The organism is Tundrisphaera macrotermitis, from assembly GCF_051175315.1.
Taxonomy (GTDB): Bacteria; Planctomycetota; Planctomycetia; order Isosphaerales; family Isosphaeraceae; genus Tundrisphaera.
Map to the genome: position 1 here is coordinate 4,293,471 of NZ_CP195100.1, position 19,374 is coordinate 4,312,844.

The following is a 19,374-nucleotide window of genomic DNA, read 5'->3' on the forward strand; positions in this document are numbered from 1 at the left end:
GCCATCCGGTCCGGAACCTGGCCTGGCCGCCCCTGCCAGGCTCCGAACCCCCGCAACGGTCCGGATTCCCATCGGGCTCACACCGGGTCCGGGAGGTCGGAGTGCTCTCGATGGAACTTTGGCTGCGGATCCTCGCCCTCTCCGCGGGCGGGGCCCTGGGGGTCAACGCACGCTACTGGCTGACCGCGGCGATCGAACGCTGGGCCGGGGCCCGCTGGCCCTGGGCCACGTTCCTCATCAATGTCTCGGGGTCGTTCCTGATCGGCGTCGCGGCCACCTGCCTGACGCGGCGGGATCCCCACGCCCTGTCCCGCCTGTTCCTGATCACGGGCTTCCTGGGCGGGTACACCACCTTCTCGACCTTCGCCCTGGAGATCCGCACCCTGGGGATGCGCAGCCAGTTCGCCGACTCGCTGACCTACGGGGTCGGCAGCGTCCTCGCCGGGGTCCTGGCCGTGGTTCTAGGAGTCGCGACGGCCCAAGCCCTGCAAACCACCGCGGTCGAGCCGCCCACGGCCGGGGCCAAGGTCGAAGGGGATCGGCCACTCGGCTGAGGATCCCGCCCTCGCCCCCGGGCATTTCACGCCCCGAAGTCGAAGCGAACCTCCCCTCCATCGACCTTGAGCCTGGCATCGAAGGGCTTCCCCGACTTCGACTCGAACCCTTTCAGGACCGGGGTCCGGCCCTTGGTCAACAGGGTTTTGGCCGTGCGGACCCCGATCCGCTGGCCGGCGATCGTCTTCCAGATGGCGAATTTGCACCCGCCTCGCCAGCCGCTGCAACGATACGACTTGTCCTGCACCGTGACCTCGGACTTGCAGACCGGGCAGGGCCCGAGCGAAACGGCCGATCCCGGCGCGGCCTCCGCCTCGACCTTCGGTTCCTTCGCCCCCTTCGGTTTCGCGGCCGAGGCCCCTTTCCGCCGCGTCCTGGGGGCGGCCTTCGCCCCGGACGGCCGACGGCCCGCCGACTCCCCGAACCGCCGGGACCGATCGACCGGGATCGGGATCTCGGTCAGCGCCCCCTGGTCGGTCAGGTGCAAAAGCTTCGATGCATCCGATGGCAGGACGAGGTGGCGATGCTGGAGCAGTTCGCGCACCTGGTCCTCGCCGAGCGGGTGCCCCTCGTACTCGCGCCACAGGACGAAGGTGCATCCATCCCGCCAACCCGAACACCCGAAGCCGCGCTTGCCCGCGATCACGGGACGCTGGCAGCGTGGGCAATCCCCCAGCCGCTCCGGGTCGATCGCCGATGTGAACCGGGATCGCACCAGGTCTCCCGTATATCGGACGATCTCCGCCATGAACTGGCGAGGGTCGAGTGCCCCTCTCTCGATCTCGCGAAGGCTCGCCTCCCATTCCCCGGTCAGCTCGGGCGACTTGAGCCCGCGATCCTCGACCACTGCGATCAGATACCGCCCGGAATCGGTCGCGGTCAGCGTCTTCCCGTCCCGCTCGATATAGCCTCGCGTCAACAGGGTCTCGATGATCGAGGCCCGCGTGGCCGGTGTCCCCAGCCCCTTCGCCTTCAACGCCTCGCGCAGTTGCTCGTCGTCCACCAACCGGCCGGCCGTCTCCATGAATCCCAGCAAACTATCTTCATTGAATGGTTTGGGCGGGACGGTCTCCCCCCTGACCACCTCGGGGGAGTGAGGGCCGGACTCGCCCGGACGAAACGCGGGCATCTCCTGCATCGCGTCCCCCTTCTTCGGATCCTCCTTGCGGGGGTACAGGACGGTCCATCCGGGCTCGACCACCCGCACGCCCCGTGCCCGGAACGGTACCCCGGCGGAGACCGCCGACACACTGGTCACCTCCTTCACGCACGCGGGATAGAAGGCGGCGATCAGCCGGGTCACGACGGCGTCATAAACTTTCTGCAGGGCAGGGGCCAGGCCGGCCGGGCGCTTGCCCGTGGGGATGATGGCGTGGTGATCCCCGACCCTCGCGTCGTCGACGATCCGCTTATGGAAAGACAGTGCGTCAAGGTCCAACGCGCCGATCTCGGCCGGCTTCAGGGGCCGCAGATCTTCCAAGATCTTGGCGACCTTCCCCTTGAGATCGTTGCCGATGTGCCGCGAGTCGGTCCGGGGGTAGCTGATCAGCTTGGCTTCATAGAGGGATTGTGCCGCCTTGAGCGTCGCGTCCGCCGACAGGCCATACCGACGGTTCATGTCGCGTTGGAGGTCGGTCAGGTCATAGAGCTGAGGGGGCAGGGCCCGTTCCGGCTTCTTCTCGACCCCCTGGATGGTGAGCGGCTCCCCATCCACCCGGGCCAGCAGGTCGCGCGCCTCATCCTCCTTGGCGAAGCGCTCCCCGACGAACTTGAAGGAGACCTCGCGGTAACGCGTCATCAACTCCCAGAATGGTTCCGGCTTGAAGCAGCGAATTTCATCATCGCGCCTCACGATCATCGCGAGCACCGGGGTCTGGACCCGCCCGACGCTCCAGAGCACCCCTCCGGCCCGATGCTTCACGGTGTAATACCGCGTCGCATTCAGGCCGACGAGCCAGTCGGCCTCGCTCCGGCACCGCGCGGCCGCATAAAGCGCATCGTACTCGGCCAGGGGCTTCAATCGACCGAACGCATCACGGATCGCCTCGCGCGTCAGCGAGCTGAGCCACAGTCGTCGTGCCGGCTTGGCTTCACAATCCGTCAGTGCCAGGATGTACCGGAAGATCAACTCCCCTTCACGGCCCGCATCCGTGGCGCAGATCAACTCATCCGCCTGGCGGAACAATCGCCGGATGGCCGCGAGTTGCTTGCCCGCCCCCGCCTGGTCCAACGGCTTCAGCCCGAATTCCCCCGGGACAATCGGCAGCGAGTCCATCGACCACCGCTTCAAAGCCGGGTCGTAATCTTGCGGCTCCTTGAGACCGACGAGATGCCCGAGCGCCCAGACAACCTGATACCCCTTCCCCTCAAAGTAGCCATCGCGGCGCGCATCGGCACCGAGGAAGGAAGCCAGTTCCCTCGCGACGGAAGGTTTCTCTGCGAGCACGACTTTCATGGTGCAGAGACATCGAGGCCGGGCCGATGCCACTCCAATGAAGGTGGGAGGATCATGAGTCGAGCACAATCGAAATCGCGACAAGATGATTGTACAAGTTTCCACGAGAGATAGTCAGTGGTCGGCTGTAACGGAATGAGGTCGAGGCGATCGAACTCAAGGATGGCGAAGAATTCGTGAACCACCCGGTTGACGAGACGGAAATCGTCGGTATGATCTCCCTTGTCGCCTGTGAGACGGGACGACGACGCGAGGCGGGGGCGAGAGTCGCCGCGGAGCGGGCCGAGAAGAAAAAAACGAAGTGATTGACTTCGCGACATCTTCCCGGTAATATCTCACTCGTCGCCGACACAAACCGAGTCATACAAATGACTTGCGAGTGGTACCGGCGACAATCACCACCGAAGCCCTCGATCAGGGCGGCCCGCGAGGGTCGCTTGCTGCGTCTCAGGGCGGGTGGAAAAAGCGAGGTCGCGGGGAGTCCATCGGACGAGCCGCGGTCGCGTGGGTCGGGGGGAAGCTCTCCCGGTCCCTTCTTTGACAATTCGGTCGATCGTCTGCAAGCAGACACACGCATGTGAGCGGGCCCTTGAGGGGAGCCGGCGTGGGAGGATCGGGATGAGCAGGGTGGGGCCTCGGCCTCGCCGTGTTGTCCGGGTCGGATCACGCAGCACTCGGTGGCGAGGTCGGGTTCATCTCCGACCGATCGGACCGGGGCGACCAGTTAGTTTTTCCTCGACCCGAGGAAATGGGAGCGGACTCGTCCGCTCTCCCATCTCGAAGGGTTTGATCCTGGCTCAGAATGAACGTTGGCGGCGTGGATTAGGCATGCAAGTCGAACGCCCCGCAAGGGGAGTGGCGCAAGGGTGAGTAAGGCGATGGTAACCAACCTCGCGGACGGGCATAGCCGGGGGAAACCCCGGGTAATTCCCGGCGACGCAGTGAGCCGGCATCGGCTTATTGCCAAAGGCTTCGGCCGCCGCGAGACGGGCCGTCGTGGTATTAGGTTGTTGGTGGGGTGACGGCCCACCAAGCCTGCGATGCCTACCGGGTGTGAGAGCATGGCCCGGCACACTGGGACTGAGACACTGCCCAGACTCCTACGGGAGGCTGCAGTCGAGAATCTTCGGCAATGGGCGCAAGCCTGACCGAGCGACGCCGCGTGGAGGACGAAGGCCTTCGGGTTGTAAACTCCTGTCGAGGGGGAGGAAGGCGCAAGCTTGACCGATCCCTGGAGGAAGCACGGGCTAAGTTCGTGCCAGCAGCCGCGGTAAGACGAACCGTGCGAACGTTATTCGGAATTACTGGGCTTAAAGCGCGTGTAGGCGGGCCGGCACGTCCGACGCTGAAATCCCCCGGCTCAACCGGGGAAGTGGCGGGGATACGACCGGCCTCGAGGGGGGTAGGGGGACCTGGAACTTCCGGTGGAGCGGTGAAATGCGTTGAGATCGGAAGGAACGCCCGTGGCGAAAGCGAGGTCCTGGACCCTTTCTGACGCTGAGACGCGAAAGCCAGGGGAGCGAACGGGATTAGATACCCCGGTAGTCCTGGCCGTAAACGATGAACACTGGGTAGGGGGCTCGCCGATGGGCTCCCTGCCGTAGGGAAACCGTGAAGTGTTCCGCCTGGGGAGTATGGTCGCAAGGCTGAAACTCAAAGGAATTGACGGGGGCTCACACAAGCGGTGGAGTATGTGGCTTAATTCGAGGCTACGCGCAGAACCTTATCCCGGGCTTGACATGCACGGATTAGCCGGCGGAAACGTCGGTGAGGCCGCAAGGTACAACGTGCACAGGTGCTGCATGGCTGTCGTCAGCTCGTGCCGTGAGGTGTTGGGTTAAGTCCCCTAACGAGCGCAACCCCTGTGTCTAGTTGCCAACGGGTCATGCCGGGAACTCTAGACAGACCGCCGGCGTTAAGCCGGAGGAAGGCGGGGATGACGTCAAGTCCTCATGGCCCTTATGCCCGGGGCTGCACACGTACTACAATGGGCCGGACAGAGCGTCGCCAAGCCGCAAGGCCGAGCTAATCGCATAAACCGGCCCCCAGTTCGGATTGCGGGCTGCAACCCGCCCGCATGAAGCCGGAATCGCTAGTAATCGCGGATCAGCATGCCGCGGTGAATGTGTTCCTGAGCCTTGTACACACCGCCCGTCAAGCCACCAAAGCGGGGGGCATCCGAAGTCGCCGGAGCCGAAAGGCAGGCGCCGAAGATGAAACCCGTGATGGGGACTAAGTCGTAACAAGGTAACCGTAGGGGAACCTGCGGTTGGATCACCTCCTTTCTAAGGAAACTTGGAAAATCTTCATCCACGCCGGAGTACACGCCGCACCGAGGATCCCGTATCCTCACCGCGGTGCCGGGCCGTGAGATGACATCGGCCCGTCCCGGACACGATCCCCGACGCCGGCCCCCCTTGCGGGCCCGACTCGATAGAACGTGGTCTACGCTTGCAGCAGATCGATCGAATCCCGGGATGCCGGGGATGGGGCGAACGCCCCTTCCCCGGCCCTCCCGTCGCTTCCCTCTCCGCTCCCCCACCGGGTGCGGGGCGGTGCAGGTCCCCCAGGGATGCTGCGTCGCCCCCTGGCCGGTGGCCAGGTGCCCGGGGCGTTGGCCCCGACGCATCGGATCTTTCACAATTCGGCGGTTGGTCACACACACGCAAGCGAGTGCAAACTCGAAAGTGGTAGTGGCACAGAATCATCCACGAACGTGGACCCTTTTGGATCCGCATGGGGACTAAACCATCCCATGCGAGGATCGTTACTCCGAGGGAAGGAGCGTCGCGAGACGCGCCGGCCTCGAATCGATGGGACTCAAGATTCATGCGATCACGGCCTCCTGATCCTTCACGGGATCGGGGCGGGCACGGGTCGGCGTGGTCAAGTCCTTAAGGGCACGGGGGGGATGCCTAGGCGTCATCAGATGACGGGCGTGTTGGCTGCGATAAGTCCGGGGGAGCTGCCCAAAGAGCGTCGATCCCGGAATGCCCGTCGGAGACCCGGGGAACTGAAACATCTCAGTACCCGGAGGAAAAGAAATCAACCGAGACTCCCTCAGTAGCGGCGAGCGAACGGGGACCAGCCTAAACCGGGTGGGACACCACCCGGGGTCGTGGGGCCGGAGCCATGGAATGAGCCAGCGTCAGCCGAAGTCCGCTGGAAAGCGGCACCAGAGCGGGTGACAGTCCCGTAGGCGACGATGCGAACTCTCCTATCCGGTACCCGAGTAGGGTCGGGCACGTGAAACCCGGCCTGAATCGGCGGGGACCATCCCGCAAGGCTAAGTACTCGATGACGACCGATAGCGAACCCAGTAGGGCGACCGAACGGTGGGAAGAACCCCGATAAGGGGAGGAGACTGAACCTGAAACCCCGTGCCTACGAGCGGTGGGAGGGCGTCTGGCCTCGGCCGGCCTGACCGCGTGCCTTTTGCATAATGATCCGGCGAGTTACTGTGTCCGGCTTGGTTAATCCCTTCAGGGGAGGAGCCGCAGCGAAAGCGAGTCCTAACCGGCGACGATGTCGGGCGCAGTAGACGCGAAACCAGGTGAACTACCCATGGGCAGGTTGAAGCGGCCGTAACAGGCCGTGGAGGACCGAACCCACCGATGTTGAAAAATCGGGGGAGGACCCGTGGGGAGGAGTGAAAGTCTTATCAAACCTGGAGATAGCTCGTTCTCTCCGAAATGGCTTTAGGGCCAGCCTCGGGCAGTACCTGACGGGGGTAGAGCGACGGAATTCGGCCGGGGGGCTTCCCGCCTACCCGCCGAAACCCAACTCCGAATACCGTCAGGCGGACCCCGGGAGTCAGAGCGTGGGGGATAAGCTTCACGCTCGAGAGGGAAACAACCCAGACCGCCGACCAAGGCCCCCAAGTTGACGCTCAGTGGCAAAGGAAGTGGGATCGCGGTGACAGCCGGGATGTTGGCTTAGAAGCAGCCACCATTTCAAAAGTGCGTAACAGCTTACCGGTCGAGCCATCCCGCGCCGAAAATGACGGGGACTCAAGCGTCACGCCGCAGTCGCGGGTTCGATTTATCGAGCAGTAGGAGAGCGTCGCCATCCGCGGCGAAGCCGTACGGGGACGAACGGTGGAGCGATGGCGAGTGCGTATGCCGGAACGAGTAACGATAAGACGGGTGGGAAGCCCGTCCGCCGAAAGCACAAGGTTTCCTGGGGAAGGTCAATCCGCCCAGGGTCAGTCGGGACCTAAGTCGAGGCCCAAGGGCGTAGACGATGGGCAGGCGGTTAATATTCCGCCACCCGGTGGTGAGGTTGAAGCGGCGAGGACGCCGGGAAATGAGGGGTCGGGGCGTTAGATTACCCCGTCCCGCAAGGGCGACGGCATTCGATCCGGAAGCCCCTCTTCACCCGGCCACGAAAAGCCCGCCGTGGACGATCCATCGGCCCGTACCGCAATCCGACACAGGTGTGCTAGGCGAGCATCCGAAGGCGTTCGGGAGAACCCTCGTGAAGGAACTCGGCAAAATGACCCCGTACCTTCGGTATAAGGGGTGCTCATCCCGCGAGGGGTGAGCCGCAGAGAATCGGCTCTAGCGACTGTTTATCAAAAACACAGGACTCTGCCAACTCGCAAGAGGACGTATAGAGTCTGACGCCTGCTCGGTGTCGGTAGGTTAAGGGAGCCGGTTAGCGAAAGCGACGCTGGCGACCGAAGCCCCGATAAACGGCGGCCGTAACTATGACGGTCCTAAGGTAGCGAAGTTCCTTGTCGGGTAAGTTCCGACCTGCATGAATGGCGTAACGACTGGAGCGCTGTCTCCACGAGGGACCCGGTGAAACTGTAGCCGTGGTGAAGATGCCACGTACCCGCGGTCAGACGGAAAGACCCCGTGAACCTTTACTGCAGGTTGACACTGGCCCAGCGTCGGTTTTGTGTAGCATAGGTGGGAGGCAGCGACCCGGCGGCGCCAGCCGTCGGCGAGCCATCGGTGAAATACCACCCTGAACCGACGTTGGTCCTCACCGATCCGTGGCCCGGATCGGGACCGTGTTCATCGGGCAGTTTGACTGGGGCGGTCTCCTCCCAAAGCGTAACGGAGGAGTGCAATGGTACCCTCGGCCCGGTCGGCAATCGGGCAACATGAGCGCAAAAGTACAAGGGTGCCTGACTGCGAGACCCATCAGTCGAGCAGGGACGAAAGTCGGCTTTAGTGATCCGGCGGTGCTGGATGGAAAGGCCGTCGCTCAACAGATAAAAGGTACTCCGGGGATAACAGGCTGATCTCCCCCGAGCGTCCACAGCGGCGGGGAGGTTTGGCACCTCGATGTCGGCTCATCGCATCCTGGGGCTGGAGAAGGTCCCAAGGGTTTGGCTGTTCGCCAATGAAAGCGGTACGCGAGCTGGGTTCAGACCGTCGTGAGACAGGTCGGTCCCTATCTGCCGTGGGCGTTGGAAACTTGCGAAGGGTCTCCCCTAGTACGAGAGGATTGGGGAGGACCGACCTCTGGTGTTCCGGCTGTCCCGCTCGGGGCATCGTCGGGTAGCCAGGTCGGGAAAGGATAAGCGCTGAAGGCATCTAAGCGCGAAGCCCTCTTCAAGACGAGGTTTCCGGCAGCGATATGCTGCGAAGGCTCCTGGAAGACGACCAGGTCGATAGGCCGGGAGTGCACGACGGGCGACCGTCGCAGCCGACCGGTCCTAACAGCCGAGCGGCTTGACCACCCCGACTCGTCGCCGCCCCCAACAGGGCCGCGATCATTCGGGATCTCAGGCCCATCGACGACGATCCATGATCCTCCACGGGTCCGCGACCGAGATGATCCCGTCCGCCATCACGACGCGTGTGTGCGACCACCCTCCGCGGACGATCCGAACCACCGCGGCCGCGGGGAGCTGACCCTCCCCCGGCCGACTTCCGGCGACGATACTGGCGGGGCCCCACCCGTTCCCATCCCGAACACGGCCGTTAAGCCCGCCAGGCCCATGATAGTGCCCCTGGCGCGAAAGTCGGTCATCGCCGGATCCCACACCAGCCGCCGCCCGGCATCCCCCACCAGGGATGCCGGGCGGCGGCTTTTTTCGTTTCGAAGGCGTCCGGACCGGGTCGGCGCCTCCTCATCCGGTCCCGATCGCCCCTTCAAAGCTGGGCCTTGAGGCGACGGACCACCGTCTCGATCACCTTGATCCGGGCCCATTCCTTGTCGTCGCCCTCGACCAGGATCCACGGGGCCATCTGGTTGCCGGTTTTCTCGATCATCTCGCAGGCGGCGGCTTCGTAACTTTCCCACCGATCGCGGTTCCGCCAATCTTCGGGAGTGAGTTTGTACTGCTTGTAAGGCACCGACTGGCGCGCCTCGAATCGCCTGAGTTGCTCATCGGGCGTGATCGCCAGCCAGAATTTGATGAGGATCACTCCGGAATCCAGGAGCTGTTCCTCGAACGCGTTGATCTCTCCGAAGGCGCGCGACCATTGTTCGGGCTGGGCGAACCCCTCGACCCGTTCGACCAGAACTCGTCCGTACCAGGATCGGTCGTAGATGGTGACTCGCCCGGCGGGCGGGAGTTGTCGCCAGAACCGCCAAAGATAAGGCCTCGCCTTCTCTTCATCCGTCGGGGCTGCGATGGAGACGACGCGATAATCGCGAGCGTCCATGGCCACCGTCAGCCGGCGGATCGCCCCCCCTTTGCCGGCTGCGTCGGGCCCCTCGAAGACGAGGATGAGCGATCGGCCCTTCTTGCGAAGGCGCCTCGTCAGTCGTCCGAGCTTTCCCTGGGCGCGGGCCAGCCGCTTCTTGTATTCGGCCGGTTCGAGCCTCAGCGTCATATCCAGCACATTGATGACGTTGATCGCCGGGGGCGTCAGATGGAACGGTTCCGGCTTCGGGGCGGGCGGGGCGGATCGGTAGAGTTCCAACCGTCGCTGCAACGCATCGAGAAGGGATTTCGCCACCGTGAGGTGGCAATACCTGCGATCCGTGGCCTCGACGATCGTCCAGGGTCTCGTCGAGCCACCGGTCCGACGAAGGACATGCCCGGCAACGCATCGATATTCTTTATAGACCTTGAAGAGTTTCCAATCCCGCTTGAAACTCCTCCAGCGGTGACGCGGGTCGGCTTCGAGCTGGGTGATCCGATGCTTCTGGCCTTCTTGCGAGAGGTGGAGCCAGAACTTCACCACCAGCACCCCCTCTCGATCCAGCATCTCCTCAAATTCGATGATCCGATCGAGCGTCTGGTCGAGTTCGGGGCGGGTGATCTTCCCGAAGACGTGATCGAGGAGGGGCCGGGCATACCACGCCCCGAATGAGATGGCCGTCTGCCCGCGAGGCGGGAGTTCCTGCCACGATTGCCACATCGTGGGGCGGCGGCGGTCCTCGGCCTTCGGCTCCTGCATGGCATGCGTCCGAATGCCGCGGGCGTCGAGCCACTCCAGGAGCAGGTTGACCGTGTCGGACTTGCCCGCCCCACCAAAGCCGGTCACGATCACCACGACGGCTAGGTCGGCGGCGGCCAGCTCCCGCTGGGCGGCGAGGAGGTCGGCACGGACCTGGGCGGACTCGGCCTCGAAGTTGGCCTTATCAATCCGGTGGCCCAGCTCGGCGTTCTCGAACATGCGTTCTAGGACCCTGGATGTATCGGTCTGTCCATGGCGTAAGGGTCCGCTCGTCCTCCCCAGGATACCAGGCAGGAGGATGATCGAGGAGATGATGACCCCAGAAACCACCCGTTCGCCCGGAGGTCTGGGACAGCCCCTTCAAGACTTCGAATCCGAATGCGACAGCCGGACATCTCCAACCCGCCTCGACAAAGAGCACGCCTGAAGGAAATGCCATATGCGGCAGGGCAAGCTCGACGACGAATGGAGCACATGCCCAATCCGCGCGAGCGTATGTATCGCGTCCAACCTGCTGATGAAAACTTAGCCTCAGATCATTTTCGTAGGCGCCTGATCGAGAGGCCAACGAAACTGAGTTGTTTAATTAGCTCTCGACTGATCGACCGGATCTTATCGGCCGATGCCTCGAACTGGGGGTAAACGCCGAGGATGGGCGGATGGCCCTTCGGCCCTCATGTCGCGGCTGCATTTCAAGCGGCCAGGAGGGGCGGCCGCCTCGTCATCAACCCTGCTCCGCCGTCCGGATGATCTCGATCGACTGAGGGTGGCGGCGTCCCGATCGAATCACCCCAGTCGGGATGGACGGCCGGATTTCATCCGTCGGTGTCAAATCCTTGGCCATCTTCGCTTTTTCTTGAAGTCCGACCTAAAGTCTCGTTACCGTGGCCCGTAGGGACCTGGGACGGACGCCGCGAGACTTGACGACATCAACACGACTGGCCCCGCCGAATGCCCGACGCCCGGCGGCCAGGGGGGATCTCCCGATGAACTGGACGCCGATCCTCGTGGCCGCGCTCGGATGCGTGGCCGGCCTGCCGGCCTGGGCCCAGGATGCCCCGGAGACGCCCCGTCGTGAGGCCGATGAGGCGGCCATCCGGGCCATCTCCCAGGATTTCGCCCGCGCCTTCGAGAAGGGGGACGCCGCGGCGGTTGCACGCTTCTGGACCGAGGAAGGGGAATACATCGGCGACGACGGTAAGGTGATCCGGGGGCACGCGGCCATCGCCTCCGCCTATTCGTCGCTGTTCGCCGGTCGGACGGAGATCAAGGCGGAGTCGAAGACCGATTCGATCCGGTTCGTCGGAGCCGACACCGCGATCGAGGAGGGGACGTTCCACGTCACCGCCAAGGACTCCGAGCCCGATCGCAATCGCTTCAGCGCCGTCTATGCCCGCCAGGGCGGCAAGTGGCTGATGGCGTCGCTCAGGGAGTCGGCCGACGACACGGCCGATCGGCCGACCCTGCAAGACCTGGCCTGGCTGGTCGGCGAGTGGGAAGGGGGCGGCGATGATGGGAATGCCCATGTCACCTACGAGTGGTCCCCGACCAAGGCGTTTCTCCTCGCCCGATTCGAGATCAAGCCCAAGAAGGACGAATCGGCCCCGACCGCCGGAGGGATGCAGGTCATCGGGGTGGACCCGGCCGAGGGCGTGATCCGGGCCTGGACGTTCGCCCCGGACGGGGGCTTCGGGGCGGCGACCTGGATCCGCGACGGACAGGGCTGGTCGATCGAGTCCGAAGCCACCCATGCCGACGGGTCGCGGACCACCGCCCGGAATCGTCTGGCCCCGGAGGGGGACGACGCCTTCACCTGGAGTTCGGTCCGACGCCCGGGCGCCGGCACCGACGAACCCGCTCCCACTTCCATCAAGGTCCGCCGCGTGCGCGACGGCAAGTGACGGCCGCGAGGCCAAACCCGGGAGACTCCCCGGGGAAAGGACCGATCATGAAGCGGCATGACTGGCGGCCCGCGATCGCGGCGGGGATCCTGGCCTTCCTGACCATCATCCCCTCGCCCGCGGTCGCGGGGCGATTCGGAGGGGGGGGGGCCCGAGGGGGGGGCGGGGGTGGATACCGAGGCGGAGGATTTTCCGGGGGCATGGCTCGCGGAGGGTACTCCGGCGGGTATGGCGGATACCGGGGCGGCTATTCCGAGGCAGCCGGCGGCTTCCGGGCCGAGGGTTATCGCGGGTCTTATTCGGGCGGGTCGGCCTATGCCCACGGCCCCTATGGCGGGTCGGCCGAGGCGGGGCGTTACCGCGAGTCCGGCTCGGGGTTCGGCGGGGCGGGGATGAGCGCCGGGCGGGGCGGTTCGGTCACCGGGGCGGGGGGGACGACCGCATCCGCGGGCGAGCGGGGCGGCGTCTACACCGGCCCCCGAGGCGCCGTGGCCATCGGCGGGGAGGTAGGACGGAGCGTCACCGGGCCCGGCGGCAACACGATCGCCGGGGGCCGGGCCGGGGGCGTGGTGGTCGGCCCCGAAGGCAACGTCCGGGCCGGGTCCGAGCGGGGCGGGTTCGCGACCGGGGCGAACGGGACCGTCGCGGCCGGCCGGCGAGACGGGATCGCGACCGGCCCGGGCGGGACCGTCGCGGGCATGAGCCGGGGGATCGCCGCGGCGGGCATCGGGGGGGCCGCCTATGCCGGGACGAGGTACGTCTCCCGGTCCTCCTTGAATGTCCAGGGGACCACGATCCGGAACAATTTCGGCTATCGCAATGCCTTCACCCCCGGCTGGTACGGACGCTACCCGGGCGCCTGGTTCGCCGCCGGATGGGGGGCGGGCATGGCCTGGAATTACCTGCCCTGGGGCGGATACACCAGCTATCTCGGCTATCCCGCCACCGTCCAGCCGTCGTACTTCGACTACGGCAACACCGTGACGTACCAGGGCAACCAGGTCTATTACGGCGATCAGCCGGTAGCCACCGACGCCGTCTATGCCCAGCAGGCCGCCCAGATCGCGACCGCAGGGGCCCAGGCCACCCCCGACCCGGCCGCCGATGCGGCCGCCGACGCGTGGCAGCCGCTGGGCGTGTTCGCGATGGTGCAGGGGGACGAGACCACGTCCAACGACATCTTCCAGTTGGCGATCAACAAGGCGGGTGCCGTCCGGGGGAACTATTACAACGCCGTATCCGACTCCACCACGCCCCTGACCGGCGGGCTCGACAAGGCAACCCAGCGAATCGCCTGGACGATCGGCGATCGCAAGGATCCGGTCTACGAGACCGGCCTGTACAACCTGACCCAGGATCAGACCACGATCCTGGCCCACCAGCTCGACGGCAAGACCGCCCAGTACAAGCTGTTCCGCATCCCGTCGCAGGACGGCCAGCAGGGCAGCCCGGCGGCCCCGGCCCTGGCGCAATAACGCCCCCTCAACTCGGCGGCGCGGGCAGCATGTTGCGGATCGCCGCGATCCGCCAGGCTGCCCCGTCGCGACGGAGCGTGATCGTCGTCCACATCACCCGGTCCGGGGCGCCGGCCTGACCCTCCTGGCGGTAGCGGCCGTCGACCAGGGCCACGTCGGCCGCGAGGAAGCGGACCGCCTCCACGGCGATGGTCCGCTTCGCCGCGTTGCGTCGCGACGATTCGAGCATCCCCTTCACCAGCACCTCGCGGCCCTTCCGCCACGTCCCGTCCGAGACGAGCTGGTCGGCGTCCTGGGTGAACAACGCCTCGATGGCGGCGGGGTCCCGGGCCTCGCGGGCCTCGACGTACTTCCGGACCACATCGCGAACGGCGGCCTCATCGCCGTCCGCGAAGGCGTGCGGCGCGGTGGCCGCCAGCAAGAAGCCGAGGAGGAGCGGGACGCGGGCCGGGCAAGGGCGGATCATGGCGGACTCCCGACGGGGCCGGAGGGGCGGTCCGCCCCGCGATCGGCGCGGCCTCCCCCAGTGTCGCCGACGCCCGGCCGAGGTGCCAGACCGCACGACGGCCCGGGTCGGCGTACCCTCCGCCGCAGGAGATGGCCCGACGGGCCTGGTGTGGTCCCCCGGCGGGGGTGTACCGGACCCGTAGGTCGCGGCCCCTTGACCCTCGCGATCCCGGCCCGGATACTCGATTGGTCGGGCCGGGTCGCGCGACCCGGCCCGGTCCGAGGGCCGGGGGACCGCAGGACGATGAAGCGATCGAAGCCGGGGCAGGTATCGGACATCGATCAGGGCGTGGCCGCGGCTGCTCCGGGTCGCGACGGATCGGGCGGTCGGGCCCGGATCTTCGAGATCGCCATGTTGACGATGGCGGCGGTCGGGGTGGCGTTCGGGGCGACCCGGCTCTGGGGACACTTCCAGGGCGCGTCGGCGAAGGCCGTGCCCCCGGGCATGGTCTGGATCCCCGGCGGGACGTTCACGATGGGGACGTCCGACGACCAGGCCTGGCCCGACGAACAGCCCCCGCACCGGGTCAAGGTCGCCGGCTTCTGGCTCGACGAGCACGAGGTGACCAACGCCGAGTTCCGCGCCTTCGTCAAGGCGACCGGCTACCTCACCGTGGCCGAACGGAAGCCGACCGTCGAGGAGATCCTCGCCCAATCCCCTCCCGGCACGCCGTCGCCCCCGCCCGAGGTGATGGTCCCCGGCGCCCTGGTGTTCCAGCCCAGCGCCGGGCCGATCGACCTCCGCGACATCTCGGGGTGGTGGAAGTGGGTCCCCGGCGCCAGCTGGCAGCATCCTTCCGGGCCGGGCTCCAACATCGATGGGCAGGACGATCACCCCGTGGTCCAGGTGGCCTGGGACGACGCCAAGGCCTACGCGAAGTGGGCCGGGAAGCGGCTCCCGACCGAGGCGGAATGGGAGTTCGCCGCCCGGGGCGGGCTGGAGGCCAAGCCCTACGCCTGGGGCGACGCCCCCTACTCGGACGAGAAGCCCCAAGCCAACATCTGGCAGGGGGACTTCCCCAGGGCCAACTCCGCCACCGACGGCTTCGCCCGCACCTCGCCGGTCAAGAAGTACGCCCCCAACGGCTATGGCCTGTACGACATGGCCGGCAACGTCTGGGAGTGGTGCGAGGACTGGTACCAGCCCGACCTCTACGCCGCCCGGGCTCACCTGGGGACGGCGACCAATCCCACCGGCCCCGCCGGCCCGGCCCGGCCGAGTTCCGGGGCCTTCGCCGCCCCGATGCGGGTCCAGCGGGGCGGGTCGTTCCTCTGCAACGACACCTATTGCTCCCGCTATCGCCCCGGCGCCCGCCACGGCTGCACCCCGGACACGGCCGCATCGCACGGCGGCTTCCGATGCGCCCTGGACGCCCCTCCGCCCGCCTCCGCCAAAGCTCACTGAGCCTCGGCGAGCACCGTGGCCAGGTTGTCGAGGCTGGTCGGGTAGATCGGCGGGCGGATCGAGCCCCGCGACCAGCCGTGGAGGAAGGCGACCGCCCCGCCGCAGACCCGGCCCTGGCAGGGGCCCATGCCCAGCCGGGTCTGGAGCTTGGCGTCGGTCCAGCCCGAATGGCCGGCGATCGCGGCGGCCCGGACGTCCTCGCACCGGCAGACGATCGTGTCGGGCCGGGCCAGCTGGCGGAGTTCGGGCCGGAGGGCGAACGCCGTCTCCAGCGACCGGGCGAATTTGCGGGCGTGGTCCCGGGCCGCGAACAGGGGCCGGGCCAGATCATCCCGGTCGATGGCGGCATATCCGGCGATCTGCCCCTCGACCAGCGCCGCCTCCACGCCGCCCACGCCGGTCGCCTCGCCGGCCGCGAAGATGCCGGGGACCGACGTCTGCTGACGGTCGTCAACCCCGACCGACCCGCGATCGATGGCGCAGCCCATCACGGTCGCCAGTTCCAGGTTGGGGACCAGGCCGAACCCGCAGGCGAGCAGGTCGCACCGCTCGACGCGGGTCGAGCGGCCATCGGTGATCGCCACCGACTCGATCGGGTCGTTGCTCCCGGGCCCCTGGGCCTCGACCGGCCACCATCCGGCCCGGAAAGGGACGCCGCCGAGCCCGGCCCGCAGGCCGATCGCCTGGCGAATCTTGCCCGGGGCCGACCAGAGGCCGAGGCCGAAGCCGACGAGCTTGCCGAGCGGGGCCTGCTCGACGATCGCCGCCACGGTCGCCCCGCGTTTGCGGAGCAACGCTGCCACCGCCAGGAGCAGCGGCCCCGATCCGGCGACGACGATCCGGCGTCCCTCGACGGGCAGCCCCGCCTTGACCATCGCCTGGATGCCGCCGGCCCCCAGGACGTTGGGCCGGGTCCAGCCGGGGAAGGGGAGGAACAGCTCGCGGGCCCCGGTCGCCAGGACGAGGCGGCGGAACCCCAGCTCGACCACCCGGCCGTCCGCCTCGGCCAGCAGCGCGTCGGGACCCGACCGGGCGAGGATCCGGGTGCCGGGCAGGACGACGGGGTTGGCTTCATAAGCCCGGCGGAACCAGCGGGCGGCCTCGGGGTCGTGGGGCGCGGCCCTCTCGCCACGCCAGATCTGGCCGCCGAGGTCGGGGTTGTCATCGACCACGCCGACGACGCGGCCGTCGCCCGAGGCGGAGATCGCGGCGGCCATCCCGGCCGGCCCCGCCCCGATCACCAGGACGTCGAACTCGCGCCCGTGCTTCATCGGGCCGAGGCGTGCTGGAGATCCGGGACGTCCCGGGCCTCGCCGAGGTCGGTCCGCACGTCCATGCCGGCCCGGCAGAAGATCTGGCAGGTGGCCCGCTGCTCGCGGCCGTCCACGGTGGCCCGGCATTCGAAGCAGACGCCCATGCCGCACAACGGCCCGCGCCGCTCGCCGGTCGCCGACTTGCGGAACGCCGGGCCCAGGCTCCGGACCAGGGCGACCGCGACCGAGGTCCCCGCCCGGACCTGATACTCCCGGCCGTCGATCTTGATCGGAATCGTCTCTGGCTGCATCGCGTGACCATCCGTTGGGTGCGGAGTCAGTTGAGATCGTGTCTCAATGATACGCAAATCCGCGGGACGGAAGATAGGGGTCGCGCGAAATAATCGACGGGCGGCCGGCGACGTGGTCGGCGATCAACTCGGCGGTCCCCAGCGACGTGGTGATCCCCAGCCCCTCGTGGCCGGTCGCCACCAGCAGGGCGGGGTCGTCGGGATGAGGGCCGATCAGGGGCAGCGAGTCGGGCGTGGCGGCGCGGAAGCCGGTCCAGGCGCGGATGGCCGAGACCCGCCGCAGGTCGGGCATGTAGAGCAGGGCCCGGTCGACCATCTTGCGGAGCATCTCCGGGTCGATGGCCCGGTCCGTCACGCCGTACTGTCGCGACGATCCGATGAGCAATTGCCCGGTCGGCCGGGGCTGGACGTTGAAGGCCACCGAGTCCTGGTCCGACCCGTGGGCGCTCTTGAGGTAGCCCAGTTCCAGGATCTGGTGCCGGGCCATCCCGGGGTGGCGGTCGGTGATGACCAGGTGCCCCTTGCGCGGGCGGATCGGCAGGCCCGGCGTGAGGGCCACCGCGCGGGCCCCGCCGGCGTTGACCACGAGGTCGGCGGCAATCGTGGTCCCGTCGGCGAGGCGGACGGAATGGCCCGAGATCGCCGCCACCGATGGGCCGATCCGGACGGTCGCCCCCAGGGCGGTCGCCTCGTCCAGGAGGAACCGGGCGGCGGTGGGCGGGTAGACCACCGAGTCGCCGGGGATGCGGAGGCCGCCGGCCAATCCGGGGCGGAGGTGGGGCTCGGCCGCGGCGAGTTGATGGGGGTCGAGGACCTCGGCCGGGACGCCGCGATCGGCGAAGAACCGGGCCTTGCGGCCGACCTCGTCCATCTCGTCGGCGTCGGCCGCGACCCAGAGGGTGCCGAACCGGGTGGACTCGACCCGGCCGCCGCCCCGCGCCACCAATTCATCCCAGAGCGTCTGGGAGCGGCGGCAGAGGGCGAACTGGGCCTCGGAATCGTCCATCGCCACGACGTGGCCCATGCCGGCGGCCGTGGCGCCGCTGCCGACCGGGCGGTCGTCGACGACGGTCACGGCGAGCCCGTCGACGGCCAACGCCCGGGCGCAGGCGGCCCCCACGATCCCGGCGCCCACCACGACCACGCGGGCGCGGCTCACGGGCGGATCCCGTCGCGGAACGGGTCGGCCGGGTCGAGCAGGAGCGTGGCCTCGGCCGTGATGAAGGCCGAGCCCCGGACGTGCGGGATCGTCCGGCCCTCCTCGACGGTGGCGAACCCTTCGAAGACGCTGCCGATGATGCTCTCCTGACGCCAGCGGCGGCCCTCGGGCAGCTTGCCGTCGGCCACCAGGCAGGCGATCTTGGCGCTGGTGCCGGTGCCGCAGGGGGAGCGGTCGTAGGCCTTGCCGGGGCAGAGGACGAAGTTCCGGCTGTCGGCCGCTTCGGATGGCCCGAACAACTCGATGTGGTCGATCTCGCCGCCGTCGGCGCCGGCGATCCCGGCCCGCTCCAGACCTTCGCGGACCTTCCAGGCCACGTCGGTCAGCCGCTCGATGTTGCGGAGTTGGAGGTCCTGGCCGTGGTCGTCGACCAGGAAGAACCAGTTGCCGCCCCAGGCGATGTCGCCGTGGACCGTGCCATGCCCCTCGACCTCGACCGCCACGGCCTTGGCGTGGCGATACCCCGGGACGTTGCGGACGGTGACCTCGTTGTTCTCGTGGAGGGTGGCGGCCACCTCCCCCACCGGCGTCTCGATCCGGTGGACGCCGGGGCCGATCCGCCCCAGGTGGGCCAGGGTCACGACCAGCCCGATCGTGCCGTGGACGCACATGTTGAGCACGCCCACGTTGTTGAAGAAGATCACCCCCGCCGCGCACGCCGGGTCGACCGGCTCGCAGAGCAGGGCCCCGACCATCGCGTCGGAACCCCTCGGCTCGTTGCACACCGCCGACCGGAAGGTGTCGAACCGGTCGCGGAACAGGGCCCGCCGCCCGGCCAGATCCCCGGTCCCCAGGTCGGGCCCGCCCGAGATCACCACCCGGGTCGGCTCCCCCCCGGTGTGGGAGTCGATCACCGCCACCCGCCCGATCGCCGACAGGCTCATGAAAGATCATTCTCCAAAAAGGCGAGATGTGGTTCGAGGGGGGAG

Annotated in this window: 11 protein-coding genes and 3 rRNA genes; 7 read left to right on the forward strand and 7 right to left on the reverse strand. The window is 67.5% G+C overall.

All coding sequences use genetic code 11. The annotated features are described in order from the left end of the window. Positions 1-110: 110 nt before the first annotated feature. Positions 111-554, forward strand: coding sequence for a fluoride efflux transporter CrcB (gene crcB / locus TA3x_RS17290; RefSeq protein ID WP_435015904.1), 444 nt, complete (start codon positions 111-113; stop codon positions 552-554). Between the two features lie 26 nt (positions 555-580). Here crcB and TA3x_RS17295 read toward each other — a convergent pair whose 3' ends face one another. Further along, the gene (locus tag TA3x_RS17295; protein WP_435015905.1) at positions 581-3,010 is read right to left on the reverse strand and encodes a DNA topoisomerase 3; all 2,430 of its coding nucleotides are present in this window, start codon (positions 3,008-3,010) and stop codon (positions 581-583) included. Positions 3,011-3,784: 774 nt separating this feature from the next. On the opposite strand from TA3x_RS17295, the gene TA3x_RS17300 reads away from it, so the two are divergent. The 3 genes from TA3x_RS17300 to rrf all read left to right on the forward strand — a co-directional run bounded on the left by TA3x_RS17300 (position 3,785) and on the right by rrf (position 9,003). Beyond that, positions 3,785-5,295: ribosomal RNA gene (locus TA3x_RS17300) — 16S ribosomal RNA — on the forward strand. A 599-nt stretch (positions 5,296-5,894) separates the two neighbouring features. Further along, positions 5,895-8,702, forward strand: a 23S ribosomal RNA gene (locus TA3x_RS17305). 192 nt (positions 8,703-8,894) lie between these two features. Beyond that, positions 8,895-9,003 (forward strand): 5S ribosomal RNA (gene rrf / locus TA3x_RS17310). Together the 16S, 23S and 5S rRNA genes form the textbook arrangement of a ribosomal RNA operon. A gap of 114 nt (positions 9,004-9,117) precedes the next feature. Here rrf and pap read toward each other — a convergent pair. After that, positions 9,118-10,593: a polyphosphate:AMP phosphotransferase gene (gene pap / locus TA3x_RS17315; RefSeq protein WP_435015906.1), complete on the reverse strand. Its 1,476-nt coding sequence runs from the start codon at positions 10,591-10,593 to the stop codon at positions 9,118-9,120. 767 nt (positions 10,594-11,360) lie between these two features. On the opposite strand from pap, the gene TA3x_RS17320 reads away from it, so the two are divergent. Both TA3x_RS17320 and TA3x_RS17325 read left to right on the forward strand, forming a co-directional pair. Beyond that, entirely contained in the window at positions 11,361-12,275 is a 915-nt protein-coding gene (locus tag TA3x_RS17320; protein WP_435015907.1) for a YybH family protein, read from the forward strand. Positions 12,276-12,475: 200 nt separating this feature from the next. Next, positions 12,476-13,750, forward strand: a complete 1,275-nt coding sequence (locus TA3x_RS17325; protein WP_435015908.1) for a hypothetical protein — start codon at positions 12,476-12,478, stop codon at positions 13,748-13,750. A 7-nt stretch (positions 13,751-13,757) separates the two neighbouring features. On the opposite strand, the gene TA3x_RS17330 is transcribed toward TA3x_RS17325, so the two are convergent. Continuing rightward, a complete protein-coding gene (locus TA3x_RS17330) occupies positions 13,758-14,216 on the reverse strand; it encodes an SgcJ/EcaC family oxidoreductase (RefSeq protein WP_435015909.1) in 459 nt (152 codons plus the stop codon). 285 nt (positions 14,217-14,501) lie between these two features. On the opposite strand from TA3x_RS17330, the gene TA3x_RS17335 reads away from it, so the two are divergent. Continuing rightward, positions 14,502-15,662, forward strand: coding sequence for a formylglycine-generating enzyme family protein (locus tag TA3x_RS17335; protein WP_435015910.1), 1,161 nt, complete (start codon positions 14,502-14,504; stop codon positions 15,660-15,662). On the opposite strand, the gene TA3x_RS17340 is transcribed toward TA3x_RS17335, so the two are convergent. Genes TA3x_RS17340 through TA3x_RS17355 form a run of 4 tightly spaced genes read right to left on the reverse strand, consistent with a single transcriptional unit; the run spans position 15,656 to position 19,329 of the window. Next, positions 15,656-16,933, reverse strand: a complete 1,278-nt coding sequence (locus tag TA3x_RS17340; RefSeq protein ID WP_435015911.1) for an FAD-dependent oxidoreductase — start codon at positions 16,931-16,933, stop codon at positions 15,656-15,658. The genes TA3x_RS17335 and TA3x_RS17340 overlap by 7 nt on opposite strands. Then, entirely contained in the window at positions 16,930-17,226 is a 297-nt protein-coding gene (locus TA3x_RS17345) for a (2Fe-2S)-binding protein (RefSeq protein WP_435015912.1), read from the reverse strand. Before TA3x_RS17345 ends, TA3x_RS17340 begins: the two co-directional genes overlap by 4 nt. Positions 17,227-17,269: 43 nt before the next feature. Then, positions 17,270-18,385, reverse strand: a complete 1,116-nt coding sequence (locus TA3x_RS17350) for an NAD(P)/FAD-dependent oxidoreductase (protein ID WP_435015913.1) — start codon at positions 18,383-18,385, stop codon at positions 17,270-17,272. Further along, the gene (locus TA3x_RS17355; RefSeq protein ID WP_435015914.1) at positions 18,382-19,329 is read right to left on the reverse strand and encodes a 4-hydroxyproline epimerase; all 948 of its coding nucleotides are present in this window, start codon (positions 19,327-19,329) and stop codon (positions 18,382-18,384) included. Before TA3x_RS17355 ends, TA3x_RS17350 begins: the two co-directional genes overlap by 4 nt. Positions 19,330-19,374: the final 45 nt, after the last annotated feature.

Excerpts from the sequence above, each read along its gene's own strand:
- TA3x_RS17325 (WP_435015908.1), top strand. The coding sequence starts at position 12,476 with ATGGCTCGCGGAGGGTACTCCGGCGGGTATGGCGGATACCGGGGCGGC.
- TA3x_RS17345 (WP_435015912.1), bottom strand. The coding sequence starts at position 17,226 with ATGCAGCCAGAGACGATTCCGATCAAGATCGACGGCCGGGAGTATCAG.
- pap (WP_435015906.1), bottom strand. The coding sequence starts at position 10,593 with ATGTTCGAGAACGCCGAGCTGGGCCACCGGATTGATAAGGCCAACTTC.
- TA3x_RS17295 (WP_435015905.1), bottom strand. The coding sequence starts at position 3,010 with ATGAAAGTCGTGCTCGCAGAGAAACCTTCCGTCGCGAGGGAACTGGCT.
- TA3x_RS17340 (WP_435015911.1), bottom strand. The coding sequence starts at position 16,933 with ATGAAGCACGGGCGCGAGTTCGACGTCCTGGTGATCGGGGCGGGGCCG.
- crcB (WP_435015904.1), top strand. The coding sequence starts at position 111 with ATGGAACTTTGGCTGCGGATCCTCGCCCTCTCCGCGGGCGGGGCCCTG.
- TA3x_RS17320 (WP_435015907.1), top strand. The coding sequence starts at position 11,361 with ATGAACTGGACGCCGATCCTCGTGGCCGCGCTCGGATGCGTGGCCGGC.
- TA3x_RS17355 (WP_435015914.1), bottom strand. The coding sequence starts at position 19,329 with ATGAGCCTGTCGGCGATCGGGCGGGTGGCGGTGATCGACTCCCACACC.
- TA3x_RS17330 (WP_435015909.1), bottom strand. The coding sequence starts at position 14,216 with ATGATCCGCCCTTGCCCGGCCCGCGTCCCGCTCCTCCTCGGCTTCTTG.
- TA3x_RS17335 (WP_435015910.1), top strand. The coding sequence starts at position 14,502 with ATGAAGCGATCGAAGCCGGGGCAGGTATCGGACATCGATCAGGGCGTG.